At 39.2% G+C, this 25,604-nt stretch carries 22 protein-coding genes; 1 reads left to right on the plus strand and 21 read right to left on the minus strand.

The features are described 5' to 3' along the window. The first annotated feature begins 17 nt into the window (after nucleotides 1–17). Entirely contained in the window at nucleotides 18–785 is a 768-nt protein-coding gene (gene dapB / locus MNY28_RS08980) for a 4-hydroxy-tetrahydrodipicolinate reductase (protein WP_346389611.1), read from the plus strand. Between the two features lies 1 nt (nucleotide 786). Here the strand turns inward: dapB and MNY28_RS08985 are convergent, their stop codons facing one another. From MNY28_RS08985 to MNY28_RS09085, 21 genes are all read right to left on the minus strand, one after another. Then, nucleotides 787–3,141 (minus strand): flagellar protein, encoded by a 2,355-nt coding sequence (locus MNY28_RS08985; protein ID WP_346389612.1) that lies wholly within the window; start codon nucleotides 3,139–3,141, stop codon nucleotides 787–789. 32 nt (nucleotides 3,142–3,173) lie between these two features. Further along, entirely contained in the window at nucleotides 3,174–4,682 is a 1,509-nt protein-coding gene (gene nuoN, locus MNY28_RS08990; protein ID WP_346389613.1) for an NADH-quinone oxidoreductase subunit NuoN, read from the minus strand. Then, entirely contained in the window at nucleotides 4,682–6,241 is a 1,560-nt protein-coding gene (locus MNY28_RS08995; protein WP_151899564.1) for an NADH-quinone oxidoreductase subunit M, read from the minus strand. Before MNY28_RS08995 ends, nuoN begins: the two co-directional genes overlap by 1 nt. A 3-nt stretch (nucleotides 6,242–6,244) precedes the next feature. Then, nucleotides 6,245–8,164, minus strand: a complete 1,920-nt coding sequence (gene nuoL, locus MNY28_RS09000) for an NADH-quinone oxidoreductase subunit L (protein ID WP_151899563.1) — start codon at nucleotides 8,162–8,164, stop codon at nucleotides 6,245–6,247. A gap of 3 nt (nucleotides 8,165–8,167) precedes the next feature. After that, nucleotides 8,168–8,476 (minus strand): NADH-quinone oxidoreductase subunit NuoK, encoded by a 309-nt coding sequence (nuoK, locus tag MNY28_RS09005; RefSeq protein ID WP_151899562.1) that lies wholly within the window; start codon nucleotides 8,474–8,476, stop codon nucleotides 8,168–8,170. After that, nucleotides 8,473–9,039, minus strand: coding sequence for an NADH-quinone oxidoreductase subunit J (locus MNY28_RS09010; protein ID WP_151899561.1), 567 nt, complete (start codon nucleotides 9,037–9,039; stop codon nucleotides 8,473–8,475). The genes nuoK and MNY28_RS09010 overlap by 4 nt, the downstream gene beginning before the upstream one ends. Nucleotides 9,040–9,051: 12 nt before the next feature. Further along, complete coding sequence (gene nuoI / locus MNY28_RS09015; protein WP_346389614.1) at nucleotides 9,052–9,669, minus strand: NADH-quinone oxidoreductase subunit NuoI; 618 nt, start codon at nucleotides 9,667–9,669, stop codon at nucleotides 9,052–9,054. An 11-nt stretch (nucleotides 9,670–9,680) separates the two neighbouring features. Next, nucleotides 9,681–10,670, minus strand: a complete 990-nt coding sequence (gene nuoH, locus MNY28_RS09020; RefSeq protein ID WP_151899559.1) for an NADH-quinone oxidoreductase subunit NuoH — start codon at nucleotides 10,668–10,670, stop codon at nucleotides 9,681–9,683. A gap of 3 nt (nucleotides 10,671–10,673) precedes the next feature. After that, complete coding sequence (locus MNY28_RS09025) at nucleotides 10,674–13,160, minus strand: NADH-quinone oxidoreductase subunit G (RefSeq protein ID WP_346389615.1); 2,487 nt, start codon at nucleotides 13,158–13,160, stop codon at nucleotides 10,674–10,676. After that, nucleotides 13,160–15,403 (minus strand): NADH-quinone oxidoreductase subunit G, encoded by a 2,244-nt coding sequence (locus MNY28_RS09030; protein ID WP_346389616.1) that lies wholly within the window; start codon nucleotides 15,401–15,403, stop codon nucleotides 13,160–13,162. The genes MNY28_RS09025 and MNY28_RS09030 overlap by 1 nt, the downstream gene beginning before the upstream one ends. Before the next feature lie 12 nt (nucleotides 15,404–15,415). Next, entirely contained in the window at nucleotides 15,416–17,452 is a 2,037-nt protein-coding gene (locus MNY28_RS09035) for an FAD-dependent oxidoreductase (protein ID WP_346389617.1), read from the minus strand. 9 nt (nucleotides 17,453–17,461) lie between these two features. Beyond that, complete coding sequence (locus tag MNY28_RS09040; protein WP_151899555.1) at nucleotides 17,462–17,686, minus strand: NADH-ubiquinone oxidoreductase subunit E family protein; 225 nt, start codon at nucleotides 17,684–17,686, stop codon at nucleotides 17,462–17,464. Next, nucleotides 17,686–18,927, minus strand: coding sequence for an NADH dehydrogenase (quinone) subunit D (gene nuoD / locus MNY28_RS09045; protein ID WP_151899554.1), 1,242 nt, complete (start codon nucleotides 18,925–18,927; stop codon nucleotides 17,686–17,688). Before nuoD ends, MNY28_RS09040 begins: the two co-directional genes overlap by 1 nt. A gap of 13 nt (nucleotides 18,928–18,940) precedes the next feature. Continuing rightward, the gene (locus MNY28_RS09050; protein ID WP_346389618.1) at nucleotides 18,941–19,747 is read right to left on the minus strand and encodes an NADH-quinone oxidoreductase subunit C; all 807 of its coding nucleotides are present in this window, start codon (nucleotides 19,745–19,747) and stop codon (nucleotides 18,941–18,943) included. Between the two features lies 1 nt (nucleotide 19,748). After that, nucleotides 19,749–20,258: an NADH-quinone oxidoreductase subunit B family protein gene (locus tag MNY28_RS09055; protein WP_346389619.1), complete on the minus strand. Its 510-nt coding sequence runs from the start codon at nucleotides 20,256–20,258 to the stop codon at nucleotides 19,749–19,751. Next, entirely contained in the window at nucleotides 20,240–20,629 is a 390-nt protein-coding gene (locus MNY28_RS09060; protein ID WP_151899551.1) for an NAD(P)H-quinone oxidoreductase subunit 3, read from the minus strand. The genes MNY28_RS09055 and MNY28_RS09060 overlap by 19 nt, the downstream gene beginning before the upstream one ends. Nucleotides 20,630–20,877: 248 nt before the next feature. Further along, complete coding sequence (locus MNY28_RS09065; RefSeq protein ID WP_346389620.1) at nucleotides 20,878–22,614, minus strand: ATP-binding protein; 1,737 nt, start codon at nucleotides 22,612–22,614, stop codon at nucleotides 20,878–20,880. Between the two features lie 8 nt (nucleotides 22,615–22,622). Then, nucleotides 22,623–23,906 carry an outer membrane protein transport protein gene (locus MNY28_RS09070; protein ID WP_151899549.1) on the minus strand — a complete coding sequence of 428 codons (1,284 nt, stop codon included), beginning with the start codon at nucleotides 23,904–23,906 and terminating at the stop codon, nucleotides 22,623–22,625. Between the two features lie 94 nt (nucleotides 23,907–24,000). Then, complete coding sequence (gene nfo, locus MNY28_RS09075; RefSeq protein WP_346389621.1) at nucleotides 24,001–24,891, minus strand: deoxyribonuclease IV; 891 nt, start codon at nucleotides 24,889–24,891, stop codon at nucleotides 24,001–24,003. Next, complete coding sequence (locus MNY28_RS09080; RefSeq protein ID WP_346389622.1) at nucleotides 24,891–25,361, minus strand: hypothetical protein; 471 nt, start codon at nucleotides 25,359–25,361, stop codon at nucleotides 24,891–24,893. Before MNY28_RS09080 ends, nfo begins: the two co-directional genes overlap by 1 nt. Continuing rightward, a complete protein-coding gene (locus MNY28_RS09085; RefSeq protein WP_188110025.1) occupies nucleotides 25,362–25,520 on the minus strand; it encodes a hypothetical protein in 159 nt (52 codons plus the stop codon). It abuts the gene before it with no gap. Between the last annotated feature and the right edge of the window lie 84 nt (nucleotides 25,521–25,604).

Here is a 25,604-nt window from a genome sequence, read left to right on the forward strand (position 1 = left end):
AAAAATGAGGATATATTATGATAAAAGTAGGCGTATTCGGTGCGAGCGGTAGAGTTGGCAGACTTTTAATAGAAGATTTAAAAACAACAGATGCAATGAGTTTGAGTACGGTTTTTGTCAGAAATTCACTTGATTTTTCCATAGATCCTTCAGTTCTGGTTACTTCTGATATGCAGGCATTTTTGCATGCGGCTGATATTATTATAGATTTCTCACTACCGGATGCCTGTGAGATACTTCTCGAAGAGGCAATGAAAACTCCCAAACCGTTAGTCATCGGAACAACAGGACTCAATACACATCAACTCAATCTTTTAAAAGAGGCAAGTGAGCGTATGCCAGTGCTTTATGCCACAAATATGTCCCTGGGTGTAGCACTTCTAAACAAACTTGTTTATCAGGCTTCAGCAGCCCTTGAGGGATTTGATATAGAAATTGTAGAAATGCATCACAGACACAAAAAAGATGCGCCAAGCGGTACGGCATTGACACTCAGCCAGTCAGCAGCAGCCGCAAGAGGATTGGATCTTGACAAAGTACGCATCAGCGGCAGAGACGGGAACATCGGCGAAAGAAGCAAAGATGAAATAGCAGTTATGGCTCTGCGTGGCGGTGACATCGTAGGACGTCATACTGTCGGCTTTTACAATGACGGAGAATTTATAGAACTCAACCATACAGCAACTTCAAGAAATACTTTTTCCAAAGGTGCCCTTCGTGCCGGAAAATGGCTTGCAGACAAAGAAGCCGGTCTCTACAGTATCAGTGATTGTTTGGAACTTTAATTTAAAGTTCCAATGCACTTTTTGCCAGTTTGGCCCAGGAAGATTTTGGGTCAGCGGCTATTGCTTCCTTATATGCTTTTTTCGCTGCATCATCTCTCCATAGTTTATCAAGTACACTGCCTAAAAGATATTTTTGCCGCGCACGTAATGTAGGCTTTAGTCCCAGTTTATCTAATGATTTTATAACTTCCAAAGCCTTGTTGTACTCTTTTTTATCCATATATGCCTGATACAGTGCAAATTCCACATAAGGACTCTGCGCATAGGAATTTGATTTGTTCTGTATCTGCATTACTTTTTTTGCATATTTTATTATCAAATTGTCATCATATCGTTCGTTTCCGAGTGTTACCATTGCAACATAACGTTCTATATCTTTATAGTCGAGGCCAAAGACTTCTTCGATTTTTGCCATTGCATCAATCATCTTCTCTTTTTGCTCTAATCGTTCATATGTATCAAACAGATATCTGTAAACCTCTTTGTATTTTGAATTTTTGTCATCTTCTATCAAAGTAATTAAATCTTTGGCTGCATCCAGTACATCACTGTAATTTCCCGTAGCAAAATCAACTTTTATGTAGCGAAAAAGCCATTTTTTTCGCTTATCCAAATCTTTGGACTTTAAATTTTTACGTGCTATACTTTTTGAAAGCTGAAAATCTCCGCCTTTCATCGCACATTCATATATACCGTCATCCCATTTATCCGAAAGCGTAATGTTATATTCATTTGATATGATTAAAACCTGTTTACAGTTTTTCTTACGCAGAGACTGTTTCATCTCTCCGATAGCAGCATCCTGTATAATTTTTTGGATATCTTTATACTCTGTCCCATCCAGAGATTCCAGGGATTTTTTTAAAGAGAGCACCTCTTTGTATTTTCCCTCTTTTAAAAGTAATTTTGCTTTTTCATACAGTGCACGTTTGCCTATAGTATCGTTTTGATACTCTTGAATAAGCTTGTCAAATTCTGCCAGTTTTGCTGTTGTATTTAAATCAGAAACTTCAAAAAAGAGTGCGTCTTTGGCAACCTGAACAGCATCCACATAGTCTCCGTCAGGAAACTTTTTCAAATATTCATTGAGAGCGGCCAAAGCCTTTTTCTTCTCTTTTGTTTGGGCAAGCCATAAAGCTTTGTTTTTAAGCAACTCTTCATATTCATCATATGTGGCATCGATCTCCTGCAGCAGAGTATCTGCTATAGCTGCAGCAACTTTATAATACCCCTGATTTGCAAATTCCTCCATCATCTTTTGTGATGCTTTAAAATCTTCCATAAAAAAGCCAGGATCTGCCTGAATAATTTTCATCGCATACTGCGAAGCCTCTTTTGGCTTGTAAGAAAGATACAAAGAGGCTAAATGGTATGCGGCATTTGCTGCCACCTCTAAATCTTTCGTCTCATACAATGCTTTTTTATAATACTTTAGCGCTTGTTTTGTACCACCTGACTCTTCAAGCATCTCTCCCTTGTATATATATCCCAGTTGTGTAAATTTACTTTTTGGATGTTCTGTAAACAATCGGTCATAAAAGTAGTCAGCATTTGAATTTTCACCGAGTTTGGCATATGCTTTTGCTACCAGGGAAAGGACCTCTGCTACATTCTCATCAGAAGAGTATTCTCTTAAAAACTCTTTTGCTACACTTACTACATTATCCCAGTCTTTTATTTTTGCATACACTTTAATTTTATAATAGAGCAGCTCTGCTTTAAAAAGCGTATTTGGATAATCATTCAATATGTCATTTATACTTTCAAGACACATTTCATACTCTTTGTGTTTATAATACTTTTTTATTTTCAAGTACTCTTTCACATCTTCTACATTTTTGATATATACCGGGTTTCCCTGCAGGTCCAGACTTCCTACATACGGCAGTTTGTCTTTGTCAAGGTAAAAAGGAAAATCCAATGCAAGTGAAGAGGCTTCCTCCTGCTTAAACAAAGGAAATGTTTTTTTGTACCCTAGAACACTCCAATGGTCTGAATATGTTACATTTGCATTAAAAACTTCATTGTCTTTTGTGAGATCAAATATTTCCGGAATCAATTTTATTTTGTAAAAAGGCTTGATTGTAACAATAAATTTTTCATCTTTAAAAACTGTATTTACTTTAAAAAAATCATTTTGAATATGCTTGAGTTTTCGCACTGGTCTTTTTAAAAAAATACATCGAATTTCCAAAACTGTGTCAAGATCATTTTTAATTTCTTTACATGTAAAGCGTTCAGTGTTTCGGATATCAAGTGTAGAGTATTTTATGAAGTTGTCTTTTGCACTCTCTATGGAAATTTCAAGTGCAAAAGAATTTGTAAGAACAAAGGCCAGGAGTATCCATTTTAGCAAATTTTCTCCCCCTTGTTTAAGATTTTAGACTATTAATATCCACTGTTATATACAAAAGCTGTAATAAACTCTAAAAGCGGGTTTATAGCAACAAAAGCAAATATGGTTCCTACTGCTGCTATACCGATAATAGTTTTGAGCGCCAATGTCGCATTGGCAACATATATCTGTCCGCTCGCACCGACAACCGGTTCTTTCATAAACATATATACAATAAGTTTTAAATAGTAATACCCTGCTATTGCTGAGTTAAGTGCCATAATAAGTGCAAGGATTGTATAACCGCTTGTTACCGCAGAACTGATCAGATAGATTTTACCCCAAAACAGTGCAAACGGAGGGATTCCTGCCAAACTCAGCATAAACAGTCCCATAATCATTGCCGGTACCGGTGCGGTTTTAATCATCCCCGCAAATTTGTCATACGAGTGGTCTGACATTTGATGATCCGGTAAGCTTTTTTGACGGGAGATCCATAGCATTGAGAACGACCCGAGGTTTGTGAATGTAAACAGAACCCAGTATAAAAAGAGTGCGCTGTTTGCCTGTGTTGTTCCTATTAAAATAGCAGCCATCACAAAACCTGCATGCGAAATCGAACTGTATGCCAGCATACGCTTCACATCAGTTTGTACAAGAGCCCACATATTTGCCACTGTCATCGTAATAATGACAAAGGCATATAAAACAATATCAAGCCATACGATACCGCTGTGGACTAAAAATTCAAAAAATCTCATAGCCACGACAAAAGCAGCTATTTTTGGTACGATTGACATATAACCGGCCATTGGTGCAGAAGATCCCTCATACACATCCGGAGCCCATGTATGAAATGGAATAAGTGATAATTTAAAAGCAAAGGCTGCCAGCAAAAACGAAACACCTACAAGGACATATCCGATGTCAGCATACCCGTTTGCAGCAAGAACCAAGGCAATTTTATTAATTTCTACCGAACCCGTCAATGCATAAAAGACCATGGCACCAAAACTGAAGAAACCTGCGGCCAAGGCACCCATTGTAAAGTATTTCACAGCAGCTTCAAAAGATTTGTCACGGTTATGCATAGCTATGAGCGTGTACAATGCCAAAGACGCTGTTTCCAAACCGACAAATATCAAGATCAGATTATCTGTAGCAACCATAAACTGGAAACCTGCAATCATAAATAAAAAGAGTGCAAAAAACTCAGGATAGGAAAACTCATGAAAGCGTTTGTTTGTCAAAGCCAGTGGAATAAAGAGCATTGATGCTATAACGATAATAAACTGAGCCAATAAAGCCAGACCGTCTATCAGCATTACATCAAACATACCCAGTACTGTACCGTTTTGGGTAAAAATCTCTGAGGCATCAAGCAAAGAGAAAAAGTCCATTGCCAAAAAGAGCAGGCTCAGTACGACGTAGAGTGATTTGTGAAGCCCACCCTTGATAACATCAATCACTAAGATTAACAATGCACCTACTACCGGTATCAGCATAGGCGCCAGAGTCATTACATTTAACGACTCCATTGAAATATTTATCGGCGCTAACATTAGTGAACCTCCTCTATAATAGTTTTTTCTATAATTACAACTTTAGGTTTCACTAAATTTGGAATTCTTTCTTTACCTAATTCTGTTGTAGCTTTATTGTGCATTAACTGTACAATTGATTTCACACTGTTGTTAATCGGTTCCAACACAGGTTTGGGATATATACCCAGCCATATGGTAATTACTCCAAGTGGCAGGAGGGCAACCCATTCTCTTTTATTGACATCTTTAAGATTTTTATTCTCTTCTTTTGTTACCTCACCAAAAAACATTTTTTTGTATGCTGCCAACATATAGATGGCACCGACAATAATCGCTGTTCCGGCTAAAAGTGTCAAAATGTGAGACTGTTGGTAAAATCCGAGAAGCGACAAGAACTCACCTACAAAGTTGATTGTCAAAGGCATTCCGACAGAAGCCATTAACATGAGACCAAATATTGTTGCATATCTTGGCATCACCTGTGCCAAGCCGCCAAATTCACTCATCATCTTCGTATGGCGTCTGTCATAAATAACACCTACGAGCAGGAACAGAGCTCCCGAAACAACACCGTGTGCTATCATTAAAAAGATTGATCCCGAGATACCTTCCACATTCAGTGCGAATGTTCCCAGAATAATAACACCCATATGCGAGATTGAGGAGTAGGCAACAACCTGTTTGATATCTTTTTGCGCATAGGCAACCATTGCGGTATACACAATCATAATAATTGCGATGATTGCGATTGGAACCATAAAAAATGCCGAAGCATCCGGAAACATTGGTAAAGAGAAACGAATGAACGCGTATGTTCCCATCTTTAACAGAATTGCTGCAAGTATTACAGAACCAATAGTCGGTGCCTGTCCGTGCGCATACGGTAACCATGTGTGAAACGGAAACATCGGTACTTTAATAGCAAAACCGATAAAAAATGCTGCAAAAAGCCAAAGCTGGAAAGACTCAGGTAAAATCAGTCTGTACCAGTCTAAAATAGCGAAACTCCAGACACCTGTTGCCTGATAGTAAAAATATGCCATAAAAAGCATACCGACAAGCATCACAAGCGAACCTGTAAAAGTATACAGGAAAAATTTAACAGAGGCATATATTCGCAACGGTCCGCCCCATGCACCGATGATATAAAGCATAGGTACAAGCGAAAGTTCCCAAAAAATGTAAAAGACTATTGCATCAAGTGCCACAAAAACACCGACCATTGTCATTTGTAAAAACAACAATGTAATAATCATATATTTTACATTAGGCGTATCTGTTAAACTGGCTATTCCTATCATAGTAAAAAAAGCTGCAAGAATAACAATAAACAAAGATATACCATCCACTCCAAGTATATAATTGATTCCAAAAGAAGGAACAAGCGGCAGGCTCTCCATAAACTGCATTCCGGACACATTGCCATCAAATACATACCACAGCCACAGCGAAAGTGCAAACTCTATAGCAGCGACAGAGATACCGTATGCACGCATACTCTCTTTTTGTATCATAAAACCAAATACGGCTGCGAGTGCCGGAAAGAAAATTAATAACGATAAAATATGATCTAACATATACTAAACTCCTAGAGCTGATAAGAATAGTACAATCTCATCAGAATATCTTGCTGCAAGCCCAAACACCACAGCGAGTGAGAGCAGACCAACTAAACCTGCTACCATCCATTTAAGCATAGTAGATAAGTTACCACTTTGCATTTTCCTAGTTTTCTTACCGGTACCATACACAATACCTGCAATCCCGTCAACAGTAGCATCCACAATTTTCATATCTACTTTTGTCCAGAAAAGTTCAGAAGCCTCTCTGTACGGTTTTACAAGGTACTCTTCGTAAAAATACGGAATATAGTACTGATTAAACAGCAGTTTATAGATAAATGAATTTTCTATCGGACTTGTGCCATCCGGAACACTGCTCCATGAAGCATATTTTTTATATGCATACAAAATAGCAAGTGCTACAAAAAGCTGCGTACCGACCAACATAATCCATAGTGTTGTATGGGAATGGATATGATACTCATGCGCACGTAAAATTTCTTCGATCATGCCAAAGAACGGTTCTTGGAAAATTCCGGCAATCATTGCAAGAATAAGCAACGGACTCATTGCAATCAGCATAAATCTATAGGCTTCATGCGGATGAATACCAAATATCTTGTAACGTTCTTCACCGTGAAAGATCAGTGCCACAAGTCTAAATGAATAAAATGCTGTCAGACCTGCCGTAAAGAGCAGTACCCCGTAAATCACAAAGTGATGCTCAGCAAATGCCGCTTCAAGAATCGTATCTTTGGAAAAGAATCCTGCAAAAGGAAAGATTCCCGCCAAAGCCAATGAGGCAATTGTCATCATAATCCATGTCCACTTCATTACTTTTTTCAGTCCACCCATCTTAAACGGATCAAGTTCATCATGCATCGCATGCATTACATTTCCCGCACCAAGGAACAACAGTGCTTTAAAGAACGCATGTGCCATCAAGTGAAAAAGTGCAACCCAGTAAGCGCCAAGACCAGCTGCGGCAAACATATACCCTAACTGAGAAAGTGTAGAGTAGGCAATAATTCTCTTCATGTCACGATTCACAAGGGCCATAGAAGCTGCAAACAATGCCACAAATGCACCAAGTGAAGCAATAAACAATCCGACATGAGGAATCAAACTGTAAAGCTCATTCGAACGCACTACAAGATAAACACCCGCTGTAACCATTGTTGCCGCGTGAATAAGAGCCGATACAGGAGTAGGCCCTTCCATCGCATCTGCAAGCCATGTATGCAGAGGAAACTGTGCTGATTTACCCATTGCACCGATAAATAAAAATATACCTATCCATGTCAATGTGGCAGTATCCAGCAATGGCATAACGGCAAATGCTTCATCATACTGCAGTGTACCTGTATTCCAATAGACTAAAAAGATACCGATAAGCATACCAAGGTCGGCGATACGGTTCATGATAAACGCTTCATTGGCTGCCCATGTGGCAATTTGTTTATGATACCAAAAACCGATAAGACCCCATGAACACAGACCAACGCCTTCCCAGCCTATAAAAAGTCCTGCGAAGTTGTCACTCATGACAAGAACCATCATTGAAAACACAAATGCTGACAGCCATGCGAAGAAACGGTTAAAACCTTTGTCGTGATCCATATAACCGATAGAGTAAATATGTACGATAGTTGAAACCAAGGTAACAACCATCATCATAGTTACCGAAATCTGATCAACAACAAAACCAAAAGGAATGTAAAGATCTCCGGTTGCCATCCATGTCATCATCTCTACATGTACAGGCTCTCCGCCTTTGAGTATATAAATCAACAGGACTGTACTTGCTGCAAATGATGTCAATATCATAAGACTGGCAACAATACCCGTAAACAGTTTCTTTGGTGTCGCTGTAAACAACGCTGAAAACAAAGAACTTACAAGCGGAGCAAAGAGTGCTATGTATAAATATTTTTCCATTCTTTATCCTTTCATCGCTGTTAACGCATCTAAGTCAATTGAACTGTGGCGTTTATACCATACTATCAGAAGTCCAAGACCGACTGCAACTTCTGAAGCTGCAATAGCAATTACGAAAAATGCAAACATCTGACCAGTCAAATCGCCATAATAATGCGAAATTGCTGCAAAAGCAACATTAACTGCATTTAAGAGTATTTCGGTTGCAAAAAACAGTAAAAGAAGGTTTTTTCTACGCATAACACCTACTAAACCAATAGCAAATAAAATAGTAGATAAAACAAGATAATGATTTAAACCTATTTCCATCATGAAAGTACCTTTGTGTTATTTTGTTCTTCAATTTCAGCATCATTCATCAGTGTAATTGAAAGATCCATTTTCTTCCCTGCTAGGACGATACCTGCTACCATTGCAACAAGCAGCATAATTGCAGCCACTTCAAATGGTACTAGATATTTTGTAAATAAAATCAGTCCTACTTCTTGAGTATTGCCTACTCCTTCAATTGCCGGATAAAGAGCAACAATATTTTCAGATACCATCGGCGCTGCAAAAATAACAACTACCAGAACTGCTGCCAGTGTTGAGAGTCCGACAATGATGTATTTGTTCCCCTGTTTCTCTTTAACTTCTCTTGTCGTGTCAAAAAACATCATACCAAAAGCATATAAAGCCATTACTGCACCAGTGTAAACAATTATTTGCACTGCACCTAAAAAATCAGCACCCAGAATAAAGAAAAATGCTGATATGAAAATCATTCCCGCTGCCAATGCACTTAATGCATATAACGCCTGTGATGTTGTTACTGTGATGAAAAACATCGTTATCGTCAGAAATGCAAACAAGTAAAATGCTACCGCTTCAAACATAATCCAAACTCCTTAATATGCTAGAGGTGTTTTTTTAACACGCTCATCTTCATGTGGTGTAATCGCACCAAAACCTTCAAACTCCATTTGAGTTCCGGCTTTCATTTTGTCAAGTGGCGTCAACATATACGCATAGTCAACAAAATGCTCACGCTGTTCTGATGCCTGTTCATACTCTCCGCCATGAGTAATAGCAAGTTCAGGACAAACTTCCGCACAGTAACCGCAAAAAATACAACGCCCTAAATTAATTGTATATTCGGTTACTTCTTTTCGTGAATTCTCATCTATCTTTGTATCCATACGAATACAGTCAGATATACAGATTTTTTCACAAAGTCCACATCCGATACAACGTTCAGTATCACTTTCCCAAAGTCTTTTCATTTCATGCACGGCACGATAACGAGGACCTATAGGCAGTTTCTCCTGCGGATACTGTACCGTATGAATATCAAATTTGATCATTTCACGAAGCACTACCCATAAACCTACAAAAAGTTCGGCTCTGAAAGTTCTTTTTACGACACGTTTAAATTTACCCCAACCATCAGTAGGATAATCTTCAATATCAACTAAAAAGTAACCGTTGTCAGCTACATTTCTATCATTAAATTGTTCCATTTTCATTCATTATCCCCTTAAAACATCATCACAAAGCCGGTGATTACAACATTAATCACGGCCAATGGCATTAGTACTTTCCAACACAACCACATCAACTGATCCGGTCTTACATCCGGCCAGGCAGCTCTTGTCCACAAAAAGAAGAAAAAGAAAAATGCCACTTTTCCTATCAGCCCCAATGCGCCAAGCATACTTCCGTCACCGTATCCGCCTAAAAAGATAAGAGGAATCACAAAGGAGATAAAGAACATATTTGCATACTCGCCAATGAAGAAAAGACCCCATCTCATTCCAGAGTACTCTGTTCCAAAACCGTCAATAATTTCATGGTCATTTGCTATCAGGTGAAACGGCGTACGTCCGGTTTCAGCAAAAGCCGCGATCCAAAATAAAACAAAGGCTACAGGCTGAGACCATATAATCCAGTCACTGATACCGCCTGCCTGATAATTGTTAAAATCAATCAGAGACAAAGAACCCACCATCATAATCGGCGCCAAAATAGCTAAACCGCTGACAACTTCATAAGAGATGAAAACAGCTGCCGTACGCGCTGCTGAAAGCAGGGAAAATTTATTTGCCGAAGCCATACCGCCAAGCAAAGGTCCGTAAAGTCCGACTGCCATTACACCCAGAATATACAAAATACCGATATTCAAATCAGCTACAATAGGGTGTACTGTATAACCGAACACTGTGAATTGTGGAAAAAACGGAATCGCTGCTGCTGCCATAAATGCAGTTGCCGCAGTAATTACAGGTGCAATTTTAAATACCGGACCCACTACGTTTGTAGGAATAATATCTTCTTTTGTAAAAAGTTTTATACCGTCTGCTGCCACCTGCAACAACCCGTATGGTCCGACATACATCGGCCCTAAACGACGTTGCATAAATGCAAGTATCTTCCGCTCAAAATATGTACCGATACCTGCCAATGCAGAAAATATAAGTAGAATTACAACGACTTTTATGATCGTTTCAATTAAATATGCTGTATCCATATATTACCCCTTTTGGATTGAAGCTGTACTAAAACGGTAGCCGTCAAAGAGTGCTTCTGAGTTTAATTTTTTATCAAATGTAGGTAAAACCACTATATCACCTGCAATTTTATTGTCACACACAACTTTTGCAGTCAGTTCACCTTTTTTAGTTTTCACTGTGACTGTATCACCCTCATTGTAATCAGTTTTGGATAAATACTCTTCACTCATGTAAATACCGCTTACTTCGTCAAGATTTGTTGTCTTGTAGGTAAATTCCGTAAACTGTCTTACAGGATTTGCTAAATAGATTATACACCCTTCTAACTTATCTTCACTGAATTTTTCTACACTTTCATCTTCACTGGCCTCTACTGCTACATTTTCTAACACATAACCTCTTACTTCTGTACCGTCATTTTCATAATGATTTGGCAGGTTATCGAATTCTTCTGCTTTAAATCCTCTCGCAACAGGAAGTTCTACAGTGTAATCTATAATATTTTCTGCTTCAAAATCAAGCGCTTTTGCAATATCGTTTAATTCATATCCCTCATATCCGATAGCCGCATTTGTAGGGTTGACACGTTTGTTTACAGATGTCAATGTTCCTTCCTGCTGATTGATCGCCGGCATATCCAAATCACCGTCGCCAAGCCCGGAGAGTACAAAATCGCCATCAGTATTGTACGCAACCGTATAAGAGCCTTTCTCATCATCAAGGTCACAGATCAGCGCTACACCCAATGAGTTTGTAAGTGTTGGAATCATGGTAACTTCAAAAGCTGAGTATTTTTCCAGCAAAGCAACCAGACGAGCCAGGTTTTTTGCATTTGGATGCATATACAAATCTGGTCCAACCATAAGCGCAAAAGTCTCTTTTTTCTTCAGGTTCTTTTCAAGTGTTTGCATAAAACTATCATCAAGACCAAGTATTTCCAAGAGTCTGTTATCATCAACCTCTATTTCTTTTGCAATCTTTGTAGAAACCATTTTGGTTTTTTCTACTTCAATTTCTTCTTCTTCCCCTGTTTCTTCATTGACTTTTGTCTCTTTGACAAGTTCCACAACTTTTTCTTTCACAACTTCTTCAACTGTAACGGTTTTTTGTGAATGAAAAGAAGCAAGGTAGTCCACAATATCAGAAGGCACTTTTGATTTGTCTGCAAAAAGATCAAGCAGAAGATATAATGCTGCTTCTTCTTGAAGAGGAGCATGGGCAACTGTCATGATAGACTTCCCTATACCCTCGATAATCGGATCTTTTACAGGATGAAAATAAATTCCTGCGCCTTTTTTTACTGTCAACGAATTATTTAATGCATAGCGTGCATTTGGATTGTCAGTTTTGAGTGCCGAACCGACAGAGACTATAAAGTTTGTACTATGCACTTTTTCCAGATCGCCTTTATAGAGTTTATGTCCACTGATTTGTGCATAATTGTTTAAAAAATCCTGAAATGCTTTTGCTTCCGGATTGACAAGTCTGTATCCGAATTTTTCTTTCATTTTTTGAAGCAGGTAGGCTTCTTCATTGGTAATTGTAGATGTAAAAGCTATTGTATCTGCCTTTTTAAAGGCCTCTACTGCATTTGCAAATGCAGTCTCGTCTTTTGTAACACCGGCATTTTGATAATCAAATCCGTAACGGCCTGCACCACAAAGTGAAACATAGTTCCATTCGTTCATAACACGGTATATTTTATCTTCAGGATTGTCAATACTTGTATGTTTCAGATCATAAGTTATCTGACATCCCGCAGAACAGTGTCCACAGGTTGCAGGAACCTGTTTTAACTCCCAGGCATTGGACTTATACATAAACTGGGTATCAACAAGTGCTCCGACCGGACAGACTGCTGCACATTCGCCGCATGAGGTACAGTCAAGAACATCAGTTCCGTTTGTCAAACCAATGACAGACTTGTTGAGTTTGTTCCACATTGCATATGCGTCTTTTGGCATACTCTCTTTATAATCTGCATTGATAGGATCAGAACCGCGCGGAATTGTTTTAAGTGAATTGTCACCTATCATATCCTTACAGGCAGTAACACAACGTTCACACACGATACAAAGGCCCGGATCATAGTGTAAATGTCCCCAGTCATGAGAACTTCTGTCTACATCTTTAATGGAATAATGTTGTGAATCAACACCCATCTCAAGTGTATAATTTTGCAGTTCACACTCACCTGACTGGTCACATACACCACACTGAAGCGGATGGTTCACATCGTATACTTCCATGATGATTCTGCGCTCTTTTTCTATAGACTCAGTCGATGTTACTACCTGCATTCCCTCTTTTGCTTTTGCATTACAGGCATATACCTGTTTTCCATTTGCTTCAACAAGACATATACGACAGGCTAGAGTCGGGCTGCATCTTGTTAAATAACATATTGCAGGAATAAATATGTCATTTGCACGGGCAGCATTTAACAAATACTCACCCTCTTTTGTCTGAACATCTTTTCCGTCAATGTTTATGGTAATTTCACTCATTATATTACTCTCGCTATTTTGGATTTTTCAAATCTATATCTGCTAAAATCCTGACCTAAATCGAAGGTAGGATTGAGTGCTATAGTTCCTTTTAGTTCTTCATCTTGTTTAAAAACTCTTTGTATTGTTCTTGATGCAAAGCTTATTTCAACTACATCACCATCTGCAATCTTTGCAGCTGCCGCAAACTGAGCCGAGCCTCTTAATGTTGTGTCTTTTTCCAACTGATGTGTTTTATTTGTAAACGCATTAAACTGCAAAACAGGGTTACAATTATAAATTACACTTCCGTTAAACTCAGGCAACTCTTCAATCGGTGCTACTTCTGAATCTGCTTCACAGACAACTTCATCTAAAATATAGCCCCTTTTGTCTTCACCGTAAGGTGTTAAAAAATTCTCCAAATCATCAAAAGCAATTGCTTTAAAACCTTTTGATGTGTCGAGCTCTTTTGTATAGTCAATAGTATTTTCTTTTTTCAGACCAAGAGCATTTGCTATATCATTCAAAGTATATCCTTCAAAAGGAAGTGCCACATTCAACGGAAGTACCTGATTGTCAACATTGACAACTGTTCCTTCCACTTGATTAAGTGCCGGCATCGCTAAATCTGAATCTTTTAAAGATGACATTATAAAGTCACCTTCTGCATTATAAGCAACAATGTTGCCTATATTTTCATCAGTGTCGAGTTTACATGTAAGGGCAACCCCTGCAGTATTTACTTCTGCAGGAATAATCAGTAATGAAAATTCAGTATATTTTTCAATCAAAGCTGCAAGTTTCGCAATATTTTTTGCACGCTTATGTGCAAATACATCACTTCCGATGATAAGTACATGCTTTTGTGCCCGCTTGAATGACTTCGTCATTAATTTAAGTTCATCATCGCCCACATTGCTTTCAGCTTCAAGGTAGCCCAAATCCAAATCATCTAAAAATGATCTGGTTTGTTCGTCCACATCACTGTTTTGAAGAAGCTCATTTGCCAAAAGTGCCATGACACCCTCTTCTGTACCCACTTCATATTTCATAAACTGTGTAGCGGTATTTTTCATAAGCGCATCTTCAAGCGGATGCGCATATACTATTTTTGCACCATTATGCTGGGATGCTGTTCGCACAGCATAGCGTACCATCGGATTATCCGTCGCCAGACGTGTACCGATAATAATAATCGCATCGGCCTGTTTGACGGCATCCATCGAAGCACTGTGATGCAGTTTACCGCTTACTGAAGAATAAGATTTCATAAATTCAGCATACAGTCTTGCGTCCTCATTAAAAAGTTTTATCCCAAGTTTCTCTTTTAAAAGCTGTAAAATATGTGCCTCTTCATTTGTAATAATTGAAGAAAAGCGTATAGCATTTGCATTTTGAATCGCTTCAACTGCCTTGTTAAATGCTTCTTCGTCTTTAGAGGCGCGATTTTCAAAATCAAATCCGAAACGCCCTGCTCCACATAATGAATTGAATTCATAATTGTTTTTCACTCTGTAAATAGAATCTTCACCGTTGATACCGACGTGGCGTGTTTCATATTCCAAAGCACAACCGGCAGAACAGTGGGCACATGTTGAAGGAATACGGGAGAGTTCCCATGCATTTGCAGAGTACTGGAAATCACTGCTCACCAAAGCACCGACCGGACAGACTGCAATACATTCACCACAAAAAGTACAATCCAGTGTATCCGCATTTTTTGGGATAATCACAGAAGAGTATCCGCCGAATTTTACTTCAATAGCATCATCGCCTATAACTTCATTACATACATGTACACATTTTTCGCACATAATACATAATGCTGGGTCATAATTAATCAGTCCCCAGTGTTCCACTTTTCTGAGCTGGTCTTTTGCAGAAAATTCCTGTTGTGCTACGCCAAACTCCAAAGTCATATTTTGCAGATCACATTCTCCGGATTTGTCACAAACACCACACTCCAATGGATGATTTACATCATAGAGTTTCATGATATTTGTACGTTCAAGCTCAAGCTCGGCAGAGTTTGTTCTGACTTCAATACCCTCTGTCGGAGGTGTGTTACAGGAGAGAACAAGCCCATCTACACCTTCTACCTCGACAGAACAGATACGGCATGATGCACAGGGTGTCGTTTTTGAAATATAACACATAGTAGGAATATAGATATCATTTTTTCTCGCAGCCTGAAGAATTGTCTCCCCTTTTACTGCTGTAACATCTTTGCCGTCAATTTTAAAATTTATAATTTTACTCATTTACGACTCCCCTTATGCCTGTACCATTGCTATATAATAACAACGCATACATCTCTCAGCTTCACTTAAAGCCTGTTCCTGTGTGAAACCAAGATTTACTTCCGCATTATTATGCTTTCTCACTTCAACATCCAAAACAGAAGAGTGCTCACGAGGAAGACCCGGCAACCAGCCGGTAACTTTCTCTTTTTTATCATAAACTTTCAGTTTTACAAGATGATCTTCCATAATCTCATCATCAGTCAAGCTCACTTCACCGGTCTGTACATATCGGGCCATAACAGAAGCCGCACGTTTGGCTTGACCGACCGCATTGACAATCGTCATAGGACCGTATTCACAGTCACCTGCGGCAAAAATACCTTTGCGTGATGTCATATAGTCTTTGCCGTTTGTCTTAATAGTCGCCCATGAAGTCATCTCAATGTCCCACTCTTCAGGCAGTAAATCCAAATCAGCCGACTGAGAAACAGCAGGAATCAGATAGTCTGCTTCAATGGTATAGGATTCACCCTCTATTTTTACAAGCTGTGCACGTCCGCCGTTTGGATCAGGAACAAGCTCAAACTTGTCAATCAGAAGTTCTCGTAAAATGTCATTTTCATCTGTCGTAATTTTGTTTACAGCGGAGTGAAACAGAAACTCGACACCCTCTTCAACCGCTTCATGGTACTCTTCATAGGTTGTATTGCGAATAATCGTTTTTTCATCACGACGGTATATCATATAGACTTTTTTGGCATTGGCCCGAATTGCACAACGCACAACATCCATTGAAGTAAATCCGCCGCCCACGCAGACCACGGTTTTGCCTGTCAGATCCACATAGTCTGTAGTAAGCAAATTCTCTTCCTGCACCTCTTTAGGAATGGTGATGCCGTATTTTTCATACAGATTCACACGGTCAAGAAAATCAATAGCGCCCCAGTAACCCTTAATCTCTGGTCTTTCATTTTCACAACGGACTTTTTTGGAGATCCTTGTCCCTACGGCCACCATCGTTGCATCATACTCTTTTTCAAATCTGCGCATATCGTCGGCACCGATTCTCGAATTTGTAATAAAGTTCACACCCATATCGCGGACACATTCTATATCCTGATTGTATTTGTCAACCGGCATACGGTATTCAGGAACACCCACAGCCACTTCACCGCCTAAAACAGGGAGATCCTCATATACATCGACTTTTATGCCTTCTGCAGCAAGATAATACGCAGTCGTCAGCCCCGCAGGACCTGCACCGATAACAGCAACTTTTTTGTCAATCGGCGGCTTCTTCTCCATCGGGTGAAAAAACTCATATTCATGGTCTGTTTCCCAGTCTGCACCAAGGCGTTTGAGTGCCATAATTGAAATAGGCTCATCAAGATTGGTTCTTCGACAGGCATCTTCACACGGATGCGGACAGACACGTCCACAGGTATGTGCAAGCGGCATTGTCTGGCGTGTTGCTTCCAGGGAATCGTCAAAACGCAAGTCTCTGACACCTTCAATATATCCGGGTATATCAACATGCGCAGGACAGGCATCCGTACACGGTGCTGTTATTTTTGCTATATAGCCGATTTTTTCATCATAATGTTTTGATTTTTTCTTTTCATTGATACACTCAAGAAATGTATCTTCGAAATGCGTCATTAAGTCCAAAATAGGATTTGGAACTGTTTTCCCAATCTCACACTTGGATGTTATCTGCATACTTTTACCAATCTCTTTTAAGTGGTCCAAATCAGCCAATGCACCTTCACCACGAGCAATTTTATCAAGCTGGTCATATAAAATACGGCCACCCCATCTTCCAGGAGCACATCTTCCGCATGCTTCTGAATAGACTTGATACTGTGCAGCATATTCCATCGCTAAACGAATAACATCCACATCCTCATGAAACAACGAAACACCGTCCCAGCCGATAAAAGCTTTTGAATCACGGTGATCATCATATTGTGCCGGTAAGTTATAAGCTGACTCTTCCCACTCTTCTTGTGGTTTGCCGATATTGTTAACAAGCTCACCATTCCAAGTAGAAAAATATACTTTGCTCACATTCAATCCCTATTTTTTCACTACGATAGTCCAGTCGACTTCGTTAAATTTTAATGAGTTATACAGTTCATACCCACACTCTTTTACCAAATCAGCACTTCTTTGGATCGGAGAAAAATCTCCTATTTCAAAAAGAAATATCAACGTCTCCGTCGGTTTGTGTTTTTCTTCTAAAATCTCTTTCATACGAGGTTCAAAATTATCTTTTAAATGTCTTAAATCATATCGTTTCATTATCTGTCAACCTCCCCGAAAACTATGTTCGTTGTACCGATTATTGATACAACATCCGGAATATAGTGACCCGGTAAAAGGTCGGTTAAGATTCCTGTATGCCAGAATGAAGGCGCACGCAGTTTCAGTCTGTACGGATACGGACCGCCTTGGGAATTGATGTAGAATCCAAGCTCACCTTTTGGTGATTCTGTCGGAACATACACTTCACCGACCGGCGGTCTCATTCCCTGTGTTACAAGAACGAAATGCTGCATTAATGAGTAGTTTTGTGTCATTATGTCTATTTTCGGTGCCGAAATATACTTCGGTGCATGTGCCATCAAGTCAGTCTGACCGTCTTTTTCACATTTTTCATACATTTCTATACATTGGTACAGAATCTTCGCACTTTGACGCATCTCTTCCATATAAATACGGTAGCGGGCAAAGTTGTCACCTTTGTCTGAAAAAGGAACATCAAACTCTACTTCATCATAAAGTTCATACGGCTCTTCTTTACGAATATCCCATGCAACACCTGAAGCTCTGAGCATTGGACCTGTACAGCCCCATGAAAGTGCCATCTCTGTAGAAATCACGCCCACCTCTTCCATTCTCATCAGCCAAATACGGTTAGAGTCCAAAAGGTCTTCATAATCTTTGATATTCTGCGGCAGTTTATTTAAAAATACTCTGAGCTGGTGTAAAAATCCATCTTGTAAATCGAGAGGGACTCCACCTATACGAATTGCTGCATGTGTCAAACGTGCACCACAATAGCCTTCAATAATATCCATCAGGTATTCTCTTTCACGGAAAGCAAAAAGAAAAACCGTCATAGCGCCGATGTCAAGTGCCGTCGTCGCCAGCCAGAAAAGGTGAGACATAAGACGGTTGATTTCCAAAAGCAGCATACGGATAACTTTTGCACGGCGAGGGACTTCAAGCCCGATAAGTTTTTCAACAGCCAGAGCAAATCCGTAGTTGTTTGAAGATGATGCAATATAGTCCATGCGGTCTGTCGTCGGCATAAACTCGTTATAAATCATGTTTTCAGCCATTTTTTCCATACCACGGTGTAAATACCCGATATCAGGATGTGCTTTTACAATCTGTTCCTGTTGTAGATGCAGCATTAAACGTAATTGCCCGTGAGCAGACGGATGCTGCGGACCAAAGTTTAATATCAGTTCATTGTCATCTCTGTCAAATGTTATATTTTCAAAAAACGGTGTTAATCTGTTTTTTACCTGTGCCATATTTTATACCACCTTATCTTTGCGGATCATCAATAACTACTGATGACTCTTTATCAAGTTTTTTGATGAGGAAAACGCCGCCTTCTTCCTGATACGAATGCGTAACTGCCGGCTCGTCACCGGTAATTTTTGTACCCTTTGGAACTTCATGCCCAAGACGTGCAAAACGCTCAGAATCATATCTGTCCACTCTTGCAGTATCGCGAAGTTCAGGGCCTATGATGTCACGTGCTTCTTTTCCATAGATTTTATCTACTTCATACCATGCTGCAAATTCATCCCCTTCAAGAGGATATGTTTTTAAAAGAGGGTAGCCTTCCCAGTCATACGGCATTAAAATTCTTTTCATAAACGGATGGTTGTTCGCTTCAATGCCAAACATATCAAACATTTCACGTTCACTCCAGTCAGCACTTCTAAAAAGCTTTTCAACACTGTCAACAGCCTCTCCGTTTTTAATAAAATATTTCACACGGATACGTTTGCGCTTTGTCATGGAAAGCATTTGATAAAAAATTTCGAATGTATCATCTTTTGCCAGCCAGTCAATAGCAGACATTTCTGAAAGCTGTGTATATTCCAACTCATCGCGCATCAATTCAAGCACGCCGTAAATATCATGCGCATTGATGTATACGACCATTTGTTCCACTTGAATATAGGCCTCTTTCACTTCAAATTTTGCTTGAATCGCCTCTAAATCTGCAGCAAAAACCTCATCTTCTTCTACCGCTGTTTTCGGTACCTGCGGCGCTACATAAAATCTGTCTGTATAGTATGCCTTTGCCTGTACATTGTCTTTAGGTTTATACGCTCTCATATTACAGTAACCTCTTTGCTTTTTGTGCATTTCCCGCTTTGTTTGCACGAATTTTCTTTTGTAACAACATTACACCGTACTGCAGTGTTTCAGGACGTGGTGCGCAACCGGGAAGATACAGATCAACCGGAATAATTCTGTCACATCCCTGCACTGTCGCATAGGTATTGAACATTCCGCCTGTATTTGCACATGAACCCATAGAGATAACCCATCTCGGTTCTGTCATCTGGTCATACAGACGTTTGATGAACTCTGCATGCTTTTTGGTAAGTGTACCGGCAACTATCATAACATCCGCCTGACGGGGACTCGCACGGAAAATTGTTCCGTAACGGTCAAAGTCAAATCGTGAAGCACCTGATGCCATCATTTCAATACCGCAACATGCAAGACCGTATGTTAATGCCCAAAGAGAATTAGAACGTCCCCAGTTTACAATTTTATCCACACTTGTCAGTGCTATCGGTAAACCACCGTCCTGTGTATAATTTACTTTATGTTGTGCCATTCCAGCGCTCCTTTTTTCCATGCATATACAAAACCTATTGCCAATAACAATATAAACATTATCATTTCAGCAAAACCGAACCAACCAAGCACTTTAAAATCTACTGCCCAAGGGAACATAAATACTATTTCCACATCAAAAAGCAAAAAAAGCAATGCAAACAGATAAAACTGCGGTGACACCCTGTTTGGCTGCTTAGTAATTTCAGGTCCACATTCATACACTGAAAGTTTGATTTTTTCACTGTCTTTACGTGCCAATGCACGACTCGCCAATCGGGCGACGACAGTCGTTGTAATAAACGCACCAAATGTTATAACAAAAAGTACAAATACCCCAAAATACGGATTTGAAGTCACTATATGCTCCATATAACCTACCTTTTATTTTAAAAGTTATATTTATTAAAAATATAACTGATTTTTATATTTGTTTTCTAACAATGAAAAACGGTTTTTGTTGCAAACCTATTTTCATTTGTTACTAGAAAAAACAGTTACTGCACTATAGCAAAATGAATATTAAAAAAAAGTTTTGTGGAAGATAACTCATACCAAATGTCACTTATCGCAACACTGATACGAGTAAATATTTTGTTAGTTTAAAAGAAGCTTTAAAATTATTTGTTTAAAAATCCCATAGATTTCTCACTGTCAAAGTTCGCATCTTTTTCACGCTTGATTTCATCAATAAAGTCATCAAGCGTAAAGAGCGGATTCTCCCGTACAGCGACTTTATAGGCTGTGTTTTTGATTATGAGACTAATCTGTCCACCGGTAAGAGAATATTCTGCAAGCGCTGCAACATTGAAGTTGTCCTCATAAGGTGCTTCTTTTGGTAACATTTTCTTCCAAAGCTGTACCCGTTGTTCTTTGTCCGGTTTTTTAAACTCAATTTTATAATTAAATCTTCTGGAAAAGGCTTTATCGATATTTTCAAGCAGGTTGGTTGTTGCTATGAGCATTCCTCTGAAATTTTCAATCTGTTCCAAAAAGATATTTTGCATCTGGTTGTGCATCTGATCCGAGCCTGTGATATTACCGCTGCTTCTTGCACCCAGGAACTGGTCTGCTTCATTGAGTAACAGTATAGGTTCTGTTTTTGTTTTTTCGCTCAATTCATAAAAAGTATCGAATATTTTACGGACATTTTTTTCACTCTCTCCTACATACATAGAAAGGATCTTGGAACAGTCAAAAGCCAAAACCTGGCGTTTGAGTGATTTTGCCAGGGAGTATGCCGTCATTGTTTTTCCGGTTCCTGCAGGTCCGTAAAAAATTATTCTGGCATCTATACCGCTTTTTTTATCTTTGATACCCCATTTTACAAGGCGGCTCACAACCTCTTTATCTACCTGTTTCATCAGGTTTTCAAGCGTCTCTTTTGTTTTGGAATTAAGCACGACATCATCCAAAGAAGTCTCAGGCTCTACCAGTTCAAAAATATCCTGTTCTTCTACCAAAGCATTCAGTTTTAAGCGTGTTACTTTTTTTGTTTTTTGCGGATGAATAATTCTTTGCAGCACATCATCTACTATATAGAAAGAACGGCTGATTCCGCCAAAAGGATTGAGCATCTCTTCATAATCTATAATCCCATTGCTTAAAAGGTTTGAACCCTCTTCTAACAATGAACGGTTTTTAATACGTTCATACTCATCAAGCGAAATCAAATCTATCAACGTATTCATCTCCCGCAAAGAAGAATCAGTCGATCCGTACTCTTCACGAAGCAGTGCAATAAAAATTACCTGCTCATAGTTGCTCATTTTCTTCTGTTTGAAAAATTTGTCCAACACAAGATTTTCAGAGCTCTGTTTTACCCGCTCCTCTATACGTTTTTCAAGCAGTTTGAGTTTGTTTTGCAGTCTGTCAATACCGAGAGAATGTTCATGTACATTTTGACGAATCACACTCATTTTCTGATAGAGTTCAATCCGGAAAAACTGATCCTGCAGGTACTCAAGATGGTCAGAGTAGGGCTTTACTTCAGGCAAATCCAAATCCAGTGTGCCGTCCTGTAAGAGTTTTAAAAAAGCAGGTGTGAGCCCTACTGCAGTGTTTAAAAGTTCAAGCGGTGTTACATCCGCTATTTTTACAGGAGTAAAGCTTTGCTGATGCAGCCAACCGAGTTCAAGCAGACTTTTCAGTTCTCTTAAATGTACCAAATGTTCATAGTTTTCACTTTTGTACAAATCCTGCAGCAAATCTAGGACAAGTACATCATCCTGTCCTTTCATATACCTGTGCGCAATATACTGCAGTATCTTTGCTTCATTGATACTGCATTTTAGATGGATAAATATCTCCGATTTTTCAATCTCTTTTTCGTTTAAAAAGTTAACTAGTGTTTTCAATTATTTCCTTAAAATTTATACCCTAAACCGGCTGAAACAAGCAGCGCTCTAGAGTTGCTGAATGTACCGTCCAGTCCGTTTATATTCGTCGTTCCAGAAATTGTTCTGTCTTTTTTTATGGAGTACAATGCTGACAAGCCTATATCCATACTATCATTTATTTGATAACGTCCGCCAAATGAAAAAGAGTATGCATTGCTTCCCGGTGATTCAAAATTGAGTGTAGACTCCGGCGTTGGAGTTTCATCATAAATCGCACCTGCCCGTAAAGTTACCTTGTCCAACTCCTGCGTAATACCCAAACGAAATGTGTTTGTATCTTTCCAGTTTTTAGGTTTGGGATTATCAAAGGCAGCAATCAAAACCGGGTTTGTAAGTGATCCGTCATACTCAAAATCAAGAGATTTATAGGCAGACCAGTATGCTTTTTCATAAACAACTTCTACTGTTGTTTTTGTCTTCTCAAATGTATAAGCTCCGGCAAGCATCAATGTTGCAGGGAGAGGAATACTCACACTTGCCTCACCGTTATATGAACCTGCAGGAATGGCTCCTCCCAATGCAGCCGTTGATGAGAGTCTCGCGCTTCCTTCTACCGTCAAATTTACATTCGAACGGTATGTGGCAGCCAGTTCCAGTGCTTTTGTCGGGTGGTATGCCAGGGCGAGATTATACCCGAAATCCAAAGAGCTTCCTTCAAGATCACGGCTGATATAGGATGTTGCCAAAGGAGATGCATTGACAATTGCGCTTTCACTGCTTTTTACAACCCCGCTTGTATGCACCGCTCTAAAACCAAATGCCAATGCCAGGGTGTTTGTAATTTTATACGCAACACTTGGGCTCACTTCTACAATCTTTAATGTAAACTCCTGAGAAACAAGTTTGGCAGAACCCTCTTCCCATTGTCTGCTCAGTCCGGCAGGCACAGTGATACTCAAACCGACACGCACACCGTTTTGACCAAGTTTTGGAGAGACATAATGGAGTGAAGGAAGAATAAAAGTCTGTTTTTCCGAATTGAGCTCTTCTGCGCCTGTAAGTGTTTTTGCGTAAGTTCCCTTAAAGTTTGTAGAGCTTAACCCTACATACATCAAATCCACTTCTGCATGTTGTGCATCATCCATAAAAACCATATTTGCCGGATTGTCATATGCGGCATCGGCATTTTTTGTATGGGCAATATTTGCTCCCCCAAGAGCAACTGAGTTTGTAGAAGTTTCCGGAATTTTATATCCGCCCGCCATTATTATTGAACTTGCCATCAATGACATAAACACTGTTTTTTTCATATTTTTTCTCTTTTTGATATTTTCTGCGGACAATACTATCTTATTTTTCCTCAAATATCTATAAAAGACATAAAGCCCGCACTGAAGTACGGGTTTAGAGCTGGAACGAGTATAAAAGTGCTATCTCCTCAGCCCATATCGTTTCATCTATCGTTTCCAGGATAAGCGGTATATCATCCATACGTTCATCGTTCATGATGAATCTAAACGCATCCAGTCCGATTTCACCCTTGCCCAGTGAGTGATGTCTGTCCACTCTGCTCCCCAAAGGCGGTTTTGAATCATTCAGATGCATCCCGCTCAGATACTCAAAGCCGACAATCTCACCAAATGCATTCCATGTTCTCTCATAGGCTTCACGCGTGCGTATATCATAACCCGCAGTAAACATATGACAGGTATCTATACAGACACCGATTCTTGATTTGTCTTCTACCTTGTCTATGATATATGCCAGATGATCAAACTTATACCCAAGGTTACTGCCCTGTCCTGCCGTATTTTCTATGACTGCTTTGACATTTTTTGTTTTATCAAGTGCCAGATTGATGGACTCGGCTATCACATCCAGACATTTGTTTTCGATTTCCTCTAAAAGGGCCTTGTCTTCTTTTTGTTTTTTGGTAAGTTTTGCCAAATGGCTGCCGGGGTGAAAGTTCAGTTTGTCTAGTCCCAAAGCATCACAGCGCTCCAGTTCATCTATAAAAGCCACGCGTGATTTTTCAAGTTTATCAGCTTCGGGGTGCCCCAAATTTATCAAATAACTGTCATGCGGCAGTACATGTTTTGGTAAAATTCCGCTCTCCTCTAAGGCAGTTTTAAACTTTTGTATCGTCTCATTGTCAAGAGGTTTTGCAACCCACTGTCTTTGGTTTTTTGTAAAAAGGGCAAAGGCTTTTGCACCTATGGCTTTGGCATTAAGCGGTGCATTGTACACACCGCCGCTTGCACTTACATGTGCGCCTACATATTTATGGCCTGTCATCAGTTTGGTTCCTTAATTTTAATGAGTATATGGTTTTTTTTGTCTTTAAAATAAATTTCTCGGGAGTTTACCCTATATTTTATATCTACATCTGAAGTTTTTATATTTTGTATAAACCCGTTATCTTTTTTTAAGCTGTTTTTACCGTCATATATCTCTTTCCCCAATATTACGTTTTGCAGCAAAGAAGGAGGATAAACACCAGACAAATACTCTTGATTAAAACTGCTTTTGCTCATACATCCCTCATTCACACAGATCAGATGATTTATATGAATGCGCTGAAGCACATGCCCCGCAACAAAAAGTTCCAGCTCTATCGCATCTTTGCTGTGCCGTATATAGCCTATGTCAGAAAACTTTAGTCTTGGAGATTTTATAATGACTATTTTTGCCTTTGTATGTTCATAGTTTTTTATACTGCATCCCCCAAAGAGAAGAAGTATAAAAACCGCTAAAAAATATCTCATCTATTTTTCTAAAAACTTACCGCACTTTTTTGTTGCAGTGCCGCCGAATTCTCTGATTTCTCGTGCTGTACCGTTTTTTGCTATCACCTGTCTTTTACACTCGTCTTTTGCTATACACTCTTTATTTTCACATCCTATATCTTCAGGTACCTGTGCCATATCCGCTTTCCTTATTAAAATAATTTGATGAAATTATAATATATTTTTGTCAATTTGCAATACTTTTAAAAGATTTCTTTTTTC

It is taken from the genome of Sulfurimonas sp. NWX367, assembly GCF_039667065.1.
Taxonomy (GTDB): domain Bacteria; phylum Campylobacterota; class Campylobacteria; order Campylobacterales; family Sulfurimonadaceae; genus Sulfurimonas; species Sulfurimonas hydrogeniphila.

Bases quoted from the DNA above. Each gene is read 5' to 3' on its own strand.
- MNY28_RS09010 (WP_151899561.1), bottom strand. From the start codon at position 9,039: ATGTTTGAAGCGGTAGCATTTTACTTGTTTGCATTTCTGACGATAACG.
- nuoL (WP_151899563.1), bottom strand. From the start codon at position 8,164: ATGGAAAAATATTTATACATAGCACTCTTTGCTCCGCTTGTAAGTTCT.
- nuoH (WP_151899559.1), bottom strand. From the start codon at position 10,670: ATGGATACAGCATATTTAATTGAAACGATCATAAAAGTCGTTGTAATT.
- nuoD (WP_151899554.1), bottom strand. From the start codon at position 18,927: ATGGCACAGGTAAAAAACAGATTAACACCGTTTTTTGAAAATATAACA.
- MNY28_RS09080 (WP_346389622.1), bottom strand. From the start codon at position 25,361: ATGAGATATTTTTTAGCGGTTTTTATACTTCTTCTCTTTGGGGGATGC.
- MNY28_RS09060 (WP_151899551.1), bottom strand. From the start codon at position 20,629: ATGGAGCATATAGTGACTTCAAATCCGTATTTTGGGGTATTTGTACTT.
- MNY28_RS09070 (WP_151899549.1), bottom strand. From the start codon at position 23,906: ATGAAAAAAACAGTGTTTATGTCATTGATGGCAAGTTCAATAATAATG.
- MNY28_RS08995 (WP_151899564.1), bottom strand. From the start codon at position 6,241: ATGTTAGATCATATTTTATCGTTATTAATTTTCTTTCCGGCACTCGCA.
- MNY28_RS09040 (WP_151899555.1), bottom strand. From the start codon at position 17,686: ATGAAACGATATGATTTAAGACATTTAAAAGATAATTTTGAACCTCGT.
- dapB (WP_346389611.1), top strand. From the start codon at position 18: ATGATAAAAGTAGGCGTATTCGGTGCGAGCGGTAGAGTTGGCAGACTT.
- nuoI (WP_346389614.1), bottom strand. From the start codon at position 9,669: ATGAAAATGGAACAATTTAATGATAGAAATGTAGCTGACAACGGTTAC.
- MNY28_RS09025 (WP_346389615.1), bottom strand. From the start codon at position 13,160: ATGAGTGAAATTACCATAAACATTGACGGAAAAGATGTTCAGACAAAA.
- MNY28_RS09055 (WP_346389619.1), bottom strand. From the start codon at position 20,258: ATGGCACAACATAAAGTAAATTATACACAGGACGGTGGTTTACCGATA.
- nfo (WP_346389621.1), bottom strand. From the start codon at position 24,891: ATGACAGGCCATAAATATGTAGGCGCACATGTAAGTGCAAGCGGCGGT.
- MNY28_RS09085 (WP_188110025.1), bottom strand. From the start codon at position 25,520: ATGGCACAGGTACCTGAAGATATAGGATGTGAAAATAAAGAGTGTATA.
- MNY28_RS09030 (WP_346389616.1), bottom strand. From the start codon at position 15,403: ATGAGTAAAATTATAAATTTTAAAATTGACGGCAAAGATGTTACAGCA.
- nuoK (WP_151899562.1), bottom strand. From the start codon at position 8,476: ATGATGGAAATAGGTTTAAATCATTATCTTGTTTTATCTACTATTTTA.
- MNY28_RS09050 (WP_346389618.1), bottom strand. From the start codon at position 19,747: ATGAGAGCGTATAAACCTAAAGACAATGTACAGGCAAAGGCATACTAT.
- nuoN (WP_346389613.1), bottom strand. From the start codon at position 4,682: ATGTTAGCGCCGATAAATATTTCAATGGAGTCGTTAAATGTAATGACT.